Source organism: Mucilaginibacter ginsenosidivorax (assembly GCF_007971525.1).
Classification (GTDB): Bacteria; Bacteroidota; Bacteroidia; order Sphingobacteriales; family Sphingobacteriaceae; genus Mucilaginibacter; species Mucilaginibacter ginsenosidivorax.
Map to the genome: position 1 here is coordinate 5,267,181 of NZ_CP042437.1, position 11,603 is coordinate 5,278,783.

8 protein-coding genes are annotated in these 11,603 nt (G+C 42.1%); 3 read left to right on the forward strand and 5 right to left on the reverse strand.

The window, feature by feature from the left end:
• Nucleotides 1–64: 64 nt before the first annotated feature.
• Nucleotides 65–1,123 (reverse strand): nucleoid-associated protein, encoded by a 1,059-nt coding sequence (locus FSB76_RS22105; RefSeq protein WP_147061054.1) that lies wholly within the window; start codon nt 1,121–1,123, stop codon nt 65–67.
• Nucleotides 1,124–1,316: 193 nt separating this feature from the next.
• Between FSB76_RS22105 and mnmE the strand changes: the two genes are divergently transcribed.
• The 3 genes from mnmE (at nt 1,317) to FSB76_RS22120 (ending at nt 4,716) form a co-directional block, all read left to right on the forward strand.
• A complete protein-coding gene (gene mnmE / locus FSB76_RS22110) occupies nt 1,317–2,708 on the forward strand; it encodes a tRNA uridine-5-carboxymethylaminomethyl(34) synthesis GTPase MnmE (protein WP_147057218.1) in 1,392 nt (463 codons plus the stop codon).
• A gap of 246 nt (nt 2,709–2,954) precedes the next feature.
• Nucleotides 2,955–3,515 (forward strand): helix-turn-helix domain-containing protein, encoded by a 561-nt coding sequence (locus FSB76_RS22115; RefSeq protein WP_147057220.1) that lies wholly within the window; start codon nt 2,955–2,957, stop codon nt 3,513–3,515.
• 4 nt (nt 3,516–3,519) lie between these two features.
• Entirely contained in the window at nt 3,520–4,716 is a 1,197-nt protein-coding gene (locus tag FSB76_RS22120) for a tyrosine-type recombinase/integrase (RefSeq protein WP_225976269.1), read from the forward strand.
• Here FSB76_RS22120 and FSB76_RS22125 read toward each other — a convergent pair.
• The 4 genes from FSB76_RS22125 to FSB76_RS22145 form a co-directional block, all read right to left on the reverse strand.
• Nucleotides 4,696–5,061 (reverse strand): helix-turn-helix domain-containing protein, encoded by a 366-nt coding sequence (locus FSB76_RS22125; RefSeq protein ID WP_147057224.1) that lies wholly within the window; start codon nt 5,059–5,061, stop codon nt 4,696–4,698. The genes FSB76_RS22120 and FSB76_RS22125 overlap by 21 nt on opposite strands.
• Nucleotides 5,062–5,988: 927 nt before the next feature.
• On the reverse strand, nt 5,989–8,862 hold the full coding sequence (locus FSB76_RS22135; protein ID WP_225976270.1) for a M16 family metallopeptidase: 2,874 nt from the start codon (nt 8,860–8,862) through the stop codon (nt 5,989–5,991).
• 61 nt (nt 8,863–8,923) lie between these two features.
• Nucleotides 8,924–9,982, reverse strand: coding sequence for a TlpA disulfide reductase family protein (locus FSB76_RS22140; protein WP_147057228.1), 1,059 nt, complete (start codon nt 9,980–9,982; stop codon nt 8,924–8,926).
• A 69-nt stretch (nt 9,983–10,051) separates the two neighbouring features.
• Nucleotides 10,052–11,599 (reverse strand): RagB/SusD family nutrient uptake outer membrane protein, encoded by a 1,548-nt coding sequence (locus FSB76_RS22145; RefSeq protein WP_225976271.1) that lies wholly within the window; start codon nt 11,597–11,599, stop codon nt 10,052–10,054.
• Between the last annotated feature and the right edge of the window lie 4 nt (nt 11,600–11,603).

The window sequence follows — 11,603 nt, forward strand, 5'->3', positions numbered from 1 at the left end:
AGTGGTTGAATAGGTTAAATGGGTCAACCACTCACCCAATCAATTACTCACTTAATCAACCAACCTACGCTTCCTCCTTAAAATAAACCTTATAAAAGTTCATCGCCTTATCATCGTCAAAACCTTTTTCGATAAGTTGTTTATCGCCGTGGATGTAAATGTGGAAGTTTTTATCCAGCTTTAATACGCTTTTATAATCACGGGCTTGTTTTTTGACGGCATTGCCTGATATTTCAAAGGAGTTCCCAATTGGGCTGTCAAATTCCTGTTCGTACTGATTTTTGAAGGTTTTGAACGATTCGATGGCTTCAGGGTTACCTATTACCTCGTTGCCAAATTCGTCCATATCAAAAGTTTCTTTTTCTTTAAAATACTTCATCGACCGGTTAAGCAGGTCTATTTTATCTGCCTTGCTCATTTCAAACTGGTCGTCGAGCTTTTGGGTAACAAAATTTTTATAGATGCCCAGGGTATTGTTGGTTTGGTTAAAGCTATCATTACGGATCTTGAGCTGTAAAAAATCGTCTTTCCAGTACACGGCTGCATCCTGGCCGCCGTTGGTTTTATCAACCACCACTACTTTATAACCGTTTTCTTTCTCGATGTTGAAGATAAGCACACCTTTATCAAGTTTGTTAATATTAATAGCGTCCTGCTCGTAATCAACCTGGAAACCGCCTTTATCCGGGTAAACTTTCAGGTAGGTTTCTTTATTTTCTGATTTAAAAATGCCAATAGTATCCAATGGGTTGCCCTCAATTTGTACGCTGTTAAAATAAACCACGTACAGCTCGCCACCTTTAATGTTGGGGTGGGTGGTAACCTTAAACAGGTGTTTTGCAATTTTTTCTGACGCTTCGTGAAATTTCTCCCTATCCTCAAACACCTGGGTGGCAAAGTTATGCAGTTCGTTAAGCGCCAGGTCGCCGCTGCTGTGTGTCAGGTGATAAACTTCGTTAACTTTTTCAAATGGCTTTAAAAAATACTGCATCAGCAGGTTAGGAATAATCTCATCCTTCAATTCCAGCGGACTATCCGACAAGGCGTACAACTCATCCTGCAAAGGATTACCAACATGATGTACCGAAATAGTATCGAGCGAAGCTTCAAAAAAAGTTACCATAATTACGGCGAAGTTAAGGTTTTTAGTCATTGGGTCATTTGCTGCGCGTCATTAAGTCATTGAAAAGTAGTTCATGGCCTTTGGTTCATAGTTGAAGGGATTTTGTTTTACTTTTGTGTCTGAACCGGAATTCATCGAATTTTAAAAATTCTGTAAATTGCTTAATTCCACAAATTCCGGTTCAGATAAAATTATGAACACTCACCACTCACCACTCTCTACTCACCAAGAAGATACCATCGTTGCCCTTGCCACCCCAAACGGGATTGGCGCCATTGCGGTTATCCGCCTTTCGGGGCTGGATGCCATCGCTATTGCCAACAGCGTGTGGAAGGGCAAGGATTTAACCAGGCAGGCTTCGCATACCATCCACTTCGGCCATATTGTTGACGTCGACCTGGTGCTGGACGAGGTACTGGCGTCGTTGTTTGTAGCACCGCGGTCATATACGCGCGAGAATGTAGTCGAGATCAGTTGCCATGCCTCGGGTTATATCATCGAATCAATCATAAAGCTATTCATCAAAAAGGGAGCACGATCAGCCAAGCCGGGCGAGTTTACCCTTAGGGCTTTCCTGAACGGGCAGCTCGATTTATCGCAGGCTGAGGCGGTTGCCGATTTGATAGCCTCCAATTCTAAAGCGTCGCAGCAGGTAGCTTTACAGCAATTGCGGGGCGGTTTTAGCACCCAGCTGCAAGCATTGCGCGAACAACTGGTAAATTTTGCATCGCTGATTGAACTGGAACTTGACTTTGCCGAAGAGGATGTAGAGTTTGCCAACCGCGATCAGCTGAAGAACCTCATACATGAAATCACCAAAATAGTAGGCAGGCTCATCCAATCCTTCGAGTTGGGTAATGCCATTAAAAATGGCGTAAATACTGTTATAGCCGGACGGCCTAACGCGGGCAAGTCGACCTTGTTGAATGCGCTCCTGAACGAGGAACGGGCCATCGTAAGCCATATCCCGGGCACCACCCGTGATACTATTGAAGAAGTATTGAATATCCAGGGAATCAATTTCCGGCTGATAGACACCGCCGGTATCCGCGAGGCCACCGATGCTATTGAGCAGATAGGGGTGCAGCGTACCATGGAAAAAATCAGCCAATCGGCATTGCTGGTTTACGTGTTTGATGCTGCCGAAATTACAACTGAGGAACTTAACAGCGACATTGAAAGCCTGCAAAAGCCAGGGATTTCCATGCTGCTGGTAGCCAATAAAGCCGATTTGCTCACCGATGCCCAGCTAACAGCCCTGCCGCATGGCGATAAGCTGACCATCATATCAGCTAAAGAAAAACAACATATCGATGAGTTGAAACAACGTATCTATTCCTCATCCATTAAGGATCAGCTAAGCGGCGATGAAACCATGGTAACCAACATCCGGCACCTGGAGGCACTCCAAAAAACCGAGGAGGCCCTTGTACGCGTACTTGGCGGGATAGACGGGAGTATAACATCCGATTTTTTATCGATGGATATTAAACAGGCGCTTCATTATCTTGGCGAGATTACCGGCGTGGTTACTACGGATGATTTGCTGGAAAATATATTTAGTAAGTTTTGTATCGGCAAATGACACATATTTAAGCCCACAAAGCATTACATAATAAAACATGATAAACCGCTTTTAATCAATGATTAAAGCGGTTTTTTCTTTGCGTTATCATTTGTTTCTTTTGCGTTGTTTTGTTTATTTTTGTACCTCAGTTGTACCTCATTTTGAAATTTGTACCTCGTCATATTTTAAAGGAGAAATAACTTGGCTTATTTAAACTTATTTAAACCTAAATTGGTTTATTTGTATTTATAAATGTTAGAGAAGATGGCATCCAACATTAGGGTTCAACGGGTTTGTCAATATTGCGGAAAGGACTTTGAAGCGAAGACTACAGTTACCAAATTTTGCTCGGATAACTGTGCAAAGCGTGGATATAAAGAAAGAATTCGGAAAGGTAAGATCTCGAAAAGCGAAGAAGAGGTTAAAGTCATCAAAAGTAAACCTTTGAAGGACATTCAAGCTAAATCTTACTTGACCGTTGGTGATGTTGCAGCCTTGCTGCAAAGCAGCGAGCAGGCGGTTTATGATATGATCAATTCCGGAAGATTGGCGGCGACCAACCTGGGAGTCAGGAAGACCCGCATATTGCGCGCGGATATTGATAAGCTGTTCAATCCGCCGAAAGTAAGACCCATGGTGGAAAGCATCCCCGTAAAGCCGCTGCGGATCAGCGACTGTTATACGATCGCTGAAGCCGAATACATAAGTGGCATGTCAAGCAAGGCATTTTACGACCTTATCAAAAAACACAATGTCCCAAAGATGAAACAAGGTAAGTTCGTCTATGTGCCTAAAAAGGAAATTCATAAACTATTTAACAAATAACGTTATGAGTGTGACGCTGAGAAAAAAAACAATAGGAAAGGGAAGGAAGTCATTATACCTTGATTTCTATCCGGCTATTCCACACCCCGATACGAGGCAATTCACCAGAAGGGAATTTTTGAGCCTTTATATTTTTGCACGACCGCAAACAGACCTGGAGCAATTGCACAATAAGGAAACTTTGTTATTGGCGGAAAACATTTGTGCGAAACGCACTTTGGAAGTACAGAACGCATCCTATGGTTTTCTGGGAAAAGCACAAAGAGAAGGCAAATTTCTCGAGTATTTTAAAAATGTTGCTGCAAAGAAGTCAGGGACAAATGCGTGGGGATGGGAAATGGGCTGGCGATATTTTGAAGGCTATGCAGGCAAGCAGATACGCTTCTGTGATCTTACGGAAGCTTATTGCGAGGAATACCGCGACTATATTCTTTCAGGACCTTCGGTCGGAAGAAATGGAAAGGGGATTTCCGTAAATACGGCGGTAGCCTATTTCGGGAAATTCAGGTCTATGCTTAAAGCTATTTATAAGGCTAAGTTAATAACCGAAAATCTTTACGAGCAGGTGAAGCCAATCAAAGAGCGGGAGGTGTTCAGGGAGTTCCTGACACTGGAGGAATTACAGCAGCTTGCTGCCACGCCTAATGACGATGATCAGATGGCCAGAGCTGCACTTTTTTCCGCTATGACAGGATTGCGTTATTCTGATATTGAGACGTTGTTATGGTCTGAGGTACGGGGTAACGAAGACAATTATTATATACAGTTCAGACAGGAAAAAACGGAGGGAGCGGAAACTTTACCGATTTCTAATGAAGCATACAAACAATTAGGGATAAGAGGGGAATCCGACAGCCGGGTCTTCCGGGGGATCAGATATTCACGAATTAAACCCTTTCTTACTTTATGGCTGACGCGTGCCGGGATACAGAAAACGAATTTTACCTTTCATTGCCTGAGGCATACCTTTGCCACTTTGCAATTGATCATGGGGACGGATGTTCATACGGTGATGAGAATGCTTGGACAGAAAAGCCTGAAAAGCACACAACGCTATCTGCATCTGATAGATAAGGTTAAAAAGGAAGCGAGCGGCAAGATCAGTTTAAGCAATAAGACGCTGAGCGAAGTCAATATCATGGATCTGTTGATGAAGGAGCTAAAAGCAATCAACGAAAAGTTAGCGTCCGTAACCCCCTGAGAACCGTTTGGAACGTCGTTTCAATACTTTCGGTATAGCCTGATAATCATCGAGCATCCGGGATATTGTTTGATGGTGGCCGCTTTTTTTATATTCATTCAGTTCCGATTTGCTGAAATAAAGACGTTTGCCCGGCTTGGATACCGGAATTTCGCGACGGCTAACCTTGCTGTAAATCGTTGGTACCGCCAGGTTAAGAAAGGTAGCAGCCTGATCAACAGTTAGCATTTCGTCCTCGTCTTGGTCGTCTGCCTTATGCTGCTTTAATAAGGCTTCGATCTTTTCTAACTTAGCAAACAGCCTGCCTACCATTTCCGGAAGTTCTTCAAAAGTAATCTTATTCATCGCGTTGGTTTTGGGTGATAGATGGAAAACTGATCAGGCTTCCAATTCGACGGTCAAAGGAAGCTTCGTAACAGAGATAACCATAGGCGTTCAAATCCCTGATGCACTTATGATAGGTCGTGCAAGAGGAGATTTTAGCCAGTTGCATCAATTCTTTTGCAAACACGTGAAATGAGCCGGGACAATCCTGCTTTTGCCAGTAATATATGATGGCAGCGTAGAGACCGCCGTGTGTCACAGATATTCGGGGATCCTTTGCGGCAATTTCAAAAAAGTATGATAGCGGTGGCAAATACATTGTAGATATCCGGCTAATTTGTCGTTCAGTAATTCGATAATTTTCACACAAAGATCAACCTTGACTTCTTTGTACTCTCCGATTTAATCCGACTCGGATGTCGATAAAATTTATGGTGTCGTAAATGCCCTAACTGTTTTTAAAAGATTAACAAGTTGAAATCAAGTCACGTGTTGCGATGTGGGTGATGGGATATAAATTCTAACAACTCCTCCTTTAGTCATTAATATCTTCGATCTTGATCACTCGAGCTCTTTTACGGCTGAGGTGCACAATGCAGCGGGTTTAGATAACAATTAGTGTAAAAAAGGCGGTTAAATCTTGGGTTTAACCAACTTTTTTGTTGTTTAAAAACAATAGTTTTCCCTGATTGCTCATGAATTTTATTCGCCTTTTATTAAAAGCTTCGATTACCCGATTACGTGCATGCTATTGCATTATGAAAACCAACAACTTGCTTACGTAGTAAAAAGCGCCGTTCCCGCTCCCGGGAAGCGGCGCTTCACTTTAATTACTATTACTAATCTTAAAGAACGGAGTATTATTTTATCGAGTTGTCTAATGGCTCATTACTTCAATAACAATAAATAAATTACGTTAAGCTGATTTCTAAAAGGTTTTCCGCGCCTTTATTTTATACTGTTACTGTTCTGCGGCATCAAAATTATCTGTATTAAGTTGTTGCCACTTAAATATTTATTTGCCTTTCTCTTAATACTTTCCGGCGTGATTTTTTCCAGAACGGTATTAAAATCATTAACCGCGTAAATGTCGCCTTCATTTAAAGCATTATCATTAAGATACTCAGACCAAAAATCATTAGCCCGTAATTGTGTTTCATGAGTTCTCGACTTCTCAGCCTTAAATTTTTCGGTATTAATTGGGCTTGGACCGGAGCGCTTCATTTTATCCACCTCATCCAAGGCCGAAGCAATTAGTTTTTCGACGTTGATTGGTGCGCAGCCAAAAGAGATGCTGAAAACATACCTTGACGAAGGGATCTTATTATAACGCGCATTTACACCAGGAGAATACACGCCGCTCTCTTCTTCCCTTAAGCGTTCAATGAGCCTGATTTGCAGCACTTCCGCCAGGGCATCCATCTCTAAATTATTTGCATAGGAGTAATCATAATCACCGCTGAATTTTAATGATACGGTGGCTTTAGGTTCTATGCCGGCCCTTACAATTTTGGTAATTTTACCTGCAGGCGGCTGGATACCCAAGTCTTTCGCTTTTTCATGCAGGAAGGTTGCTGGTAACGAACCCAGATATTTTTCAATCAAGGGTTTTACTTTGTTGATATCAAAGTCACCTACAAAAGTGAAGGTAAAATTAGCTGCATCAGAAAATTGCTTTCTGAAAATTTGATAACTTTTGTTAAAATCAAGCTGATTTAATTTTTCTATGCTCGGCGGTGTCCTGCGGATACTGTAATTGCCCGACACTGCGCTAATCGTATCATAAAAACGGTTTTCCGGGCTGTTTTTTCTATCAGTTAAACTTGCTTTTGTTTCAGCTTTGTATCTTTCAAACGCGACTGAATCTTTCCTTGGAGCTGTGAAGTATAAATAAAACATCTGCAACAAAGTTTCCAGTTCGCCCGGCGACGCAGCGGCTTGTATCCCCTGGCTATAATCGGCCAGGAAAACACCGGAGGCAATAGTCGTTCCTGCAAGAAATTTGTTCAGATTATTATAACTATAGCCCCCTAAGCCGGATGTTGTTACCAGGTATGCTGCCACGTTTGCTGATTCATAGTCAGCATCGCTGAAAAGCGATGATCCGCCAGGGGCAATCGCTTTAACTAAAATATCGTTATCACTGAATTTGGTCGGCTTTAATATCGCTTTTGCTCCGTTACTTAGTATTAGCTCGGTAGCGTTGATCCCATCTAGGTCAACCTGCTTAATAATTTTACCAGGAATTGGCTGAGTATCTAAAAGTGCTTTTTGGGTGAAGCTATTCTTATAACGCGAAATATTTTCCTGCTTAATTGATGTTATCCATTTGTTAATGGATGCCTCATCCGGCAGGTCAGCTTTTGCATGCTCCGGGCCCGTAATAATTATATCCCGGTTGCTATCGCTGCTGAAATAGCTGGCGATAGTATCTACATCTTTTAATGACAAGAGCGGCACTATTGCCTTTGTTAAGGAATACTCTTTTTCAATACCCGGGGCGGCGGTACCTGTTAGGAAATAACTTAAATATTCACCAACAAATTGCTCAGAATAGGCTGTATGCCTTTGCTTATACGTATTTTCGTTGTTTTTTAAATAATCGCTTTTTGCTTTTTCAAATTCGCTCGCAGTAAAGCCATATCGCTTAAGCCTTTCCATTTCGCGCCAAACTGCTTTAAACCCTTTTTCCACTTCACCGGGATTTGCCACCACCTGCATGTTAAGCGCGTCAATATTCCCTAAAAAGCCACCCAAATTCGCACCTCCATAAATAAAGGGAGGTTGTTTTTGCTGTGCCAATTCCAGATAGCGATTGCTTAGCATGTGATTAAATAATTTTCTGACGATAAATGCACGATAGTCACCGGCATTTTTGACAGGATGAGCCTGGCGCTTTATTAATACTTGAACTTGTGTTGATGTTTCCTCGGGATCTGTTGCTTTTACAAAATTATTACTGCCCGTAAGGGTGAAAATGTATTTCGTCCTGATTTTTTCGTGGACCGGGTTTTTGAGATCGGCAAACTTTTGTTTTATCGCCTGTTCTATCTCGTTCACGTTAATATCGCCTACCACAATTAATGCTTGCAGGTTTGGGCGATACCAATCGTGGTAGAACCGGCTAAGGGTCATCGGCTTAAAATTATTCAATATTGTGTCAAGACCTATCGGCAATCGCTGCCCATAACGTGAATTGCTGAACAATACCGGGAAATATTTTTGCTGCATTCTTTGGGCAGCTCCCTTACCTAATCTTTTTTCCTCCAAAACCACGCCTCGCTCTTTTTCGATCTCCGCCGAATCCAGTAAAGCTCCCTGCGCCCAGTCGCGCATGATCTGCAGGCCGCTACTTAGTACTTCAGGCTTATCGGTGGGCAACGGAAGCTGATAGACAGTTTCATCAAAACTGGTATAAGCGTTGATATCCGCACCAAACCTTACACCTACTTTTTGTAAATAGTCAACCAAATCATTTTTGGGGAAATGCGTGGTTCCGTTAAAGTTCATGTGCTCCATAAAATGGGCTAAACCTTGCTGATCATCAGTTTCCACCAATGAGCCAATTTTATTGGCGAGGTAAAAGATAACCCTGTTTTTTGGATTGATATTCCGTTTAATAAAATAGGTAAAACCGTTAGCAAGCTTCCCTGTACGTACAGCCGGATCAAGGGGCAGTTGACCGTGTTCAGGGTGCATACTTGCAGGTGATACTTTTGTAAACGTGGTGGCTTTTTTATTCTGTGCAAACGAACATAATACGCTAAGAGCAAAAACAATAGCTGTCACAGAACATCCTTTAATGGATATTTTAAATTGCATAACTTATAAATGATTTAATTTTGAGCGGCGTAAAGCCGGCCGTTAATAGTGATACGGAAAATTATTTTTCTATAACTTCCTTTAATTTTTTATTCAGGTTTTCCCCGCGGAGACTTTTACCGATAATCTCCCCTTCGGGGCTGATCAAAAAGTTGTCGGGAATGGATTGAACGCCATATTTTGCACGGGCCTGATTGTTCTTTTTAAGATCTGAGACCTGCTTCCAGGGTAATCTGTCTTCTTTGATCGCTTTCAACCAGTCCTGTCGTCTTTCATCTAAAGAAATGCTCAGAATAGTAAAGTTCTTACCTTTATAAAGCTCATATTGTCTCACAAGATTCGGGTTTTCATCCCTGCAGGGATGACACCAGGAAGCCCAAAAATCAACTAATATATATTTGCCTTTATAATCAGACAGTTTAATAAGTTTACCGTTCTGGTCAGGCTGTGTAAAATCGGGGGCAATTGTGCCTATATCAACCGTACGCCATTTTATCAGTTTTTTTTGATATTCCAGGCCCAGAGGTGAACCCTTCACATCCGCAGATAGTCCGCTAAATAACGGTTCAACCACTTGCAGATCAGGGATACCCCGGGACAGACTAATGTTCAATTCGGTAAGACTAACCAAGGATGCAGGGTGCGCTTTAATAAATTTAATTACTATCGCCATTACTGCTTCGTCATGTTCCTTATCGGGCAAGCCGGTTACACTTTGTTTTTCTTTGGCTAACGAGTTGCTTTCATCGTTAAGAGGAGTTCCCGAAAACAAGGCATTCCCCTTTTGTACCGAATCCAAACTATTAATCCGAATGTGCCCCGGCTCCAGCCATAAGTGCACTATAGTTGCCATAGCCCCTGAACCGTCGCTTTCTTTTGTTAACGGGCTAACCAGTAAACTGGCTTCCACTTTGGTATCGATTGTTCCGGTTAGTTTTATTTCGCCATTTTTTACCTCGCCCTTATTTTGTATAGTATTACCATCTATACTGTATTGAAGGGTAACAGTTGCAGGCTTTTCAGCTTTACCCTGCAAGGTGTAGGTGCTATCGACCTGCGCCAGGCCTGTTATAGAAAACAAACAGAAAATCAGGCCTGTTGAAAATTTGATGAGTTGCATTTTATTTTTTTTAAGCCGGGTTAAACCTGCCTCCTTAAACGCAGGCAGGTCAACTCACGGCGGTTACTGTCAATAAGTGTTTTGAATAATGGCTCCGTTGCTGTTTGTAATATCGCTTTGCGGCAGTGGAGAAGCATAACGCCTGGAATTAGAAGGCAACGAATATATTTTCACGGGCTCATTGCTGGAAACGCCATTCAATGTGTAAGGATAAAATGTACGTGTAAGCAACGGAACATCATCACCGGGATAATTATTGTTGTTATACCTGCGGATATCGAACCATCGCTCGCTGAAAGGCATTTCCCTACGACGTTCCTGAAGTATTACCGAAATAGCTTTATCTTGTGTAGCCGCTGCAAGCGCCGGGGTGCCGGTAAGTGTACGTTTACTGTATAATTGATTAACAGTAGTCATTGCGCTGCCTATGTCGCCAATCCGGGCCTGGCATTCCGCTTTAATCAGAACCATTTCGGCAACTGTAGGTCCTTCGGGCATGTTGTCCTCATAAAAGAACACGTAGCCGGGATAACTTAGCGCGGGATTGTTCAAGCCCTTTTTGTAAGAATAATTTTGTACAAAGTGGTATTTATATCGCAAATCATTGTTCTTATCATACAAATTCATTAACGATTGGCTTGGTATATACCATTTGTCGCTGTTATTTAATACGCGATAATATAAAAACTCTTTCCAATCCAGTTCGTCAGTCGGATCAAATTCGGAATTCCGATCATGCGTGTAAGGGAAATTAAGTACTACATTCGTTCCTCCGTTTATGGTAACCGTAGCGGGCGTACCATTATGCATGCCAGAATTATAATCGATCAGTACATTGTATAATGCCAGCGAAGCATTGGCATATTTAATTGCGTTAACATAATCGTTGCGGTTAAGGTAATATCTGGCTGCGAAAGCATTTACAGCTGCAGTATTAGCACGCCAATGCCTGGCTGTGCCGTTTTGCACCAACGGAACAGTCGTTTTTAATGCTTCGTTTAAATCAGCTTCTATTTGCTGATAGGTGTCCGCAAGCGTATGGCGGGATACAGGATTATAATCTGGTAACGTTTTGATGGGTAAACCAGGCTCATTCTTGTTGGCATCGGTATACGGAAGGCAATACGTGTTAGCCAGTTCCCAATAACTATATGCACGGATAAAATGTGCATCGGCGGTTAGCGCCGCCTTATCCGCTGCTGAGCCGGTTACTTTATCTACGTTAGCCAAAACAAAATTGGCGTTAAAAACCTTAACATATTCATTACTCCAGAAATTAGGCCCTGAAAAGCTGGATTGATCAGTTTGAGGCAGGAAATTGGTGTCCCAAACCGAAAACTGAACTGCGGACTGAGAAAAAATGAAAGGCTGAGCATCAAATAAAGTGGTTGATAGACCGTTGTCGTCTGTTCCGTAAATCACTACATTATCACTCTCCTTGCTATAGGTTTGATAATTGTTAAGGAGGGCATTCAGGTCATCAGTTGTGCTTGCTACGATAGTAGTGCCCTTTGATGGCTTAACGTCAAGAAATTTATTACAGGACGTAGCTGAAACAAGCAGCGATGTTAAAACAATCCATACAGCCGTTAAACTCGAATTTTTTATTTTCATCATGATT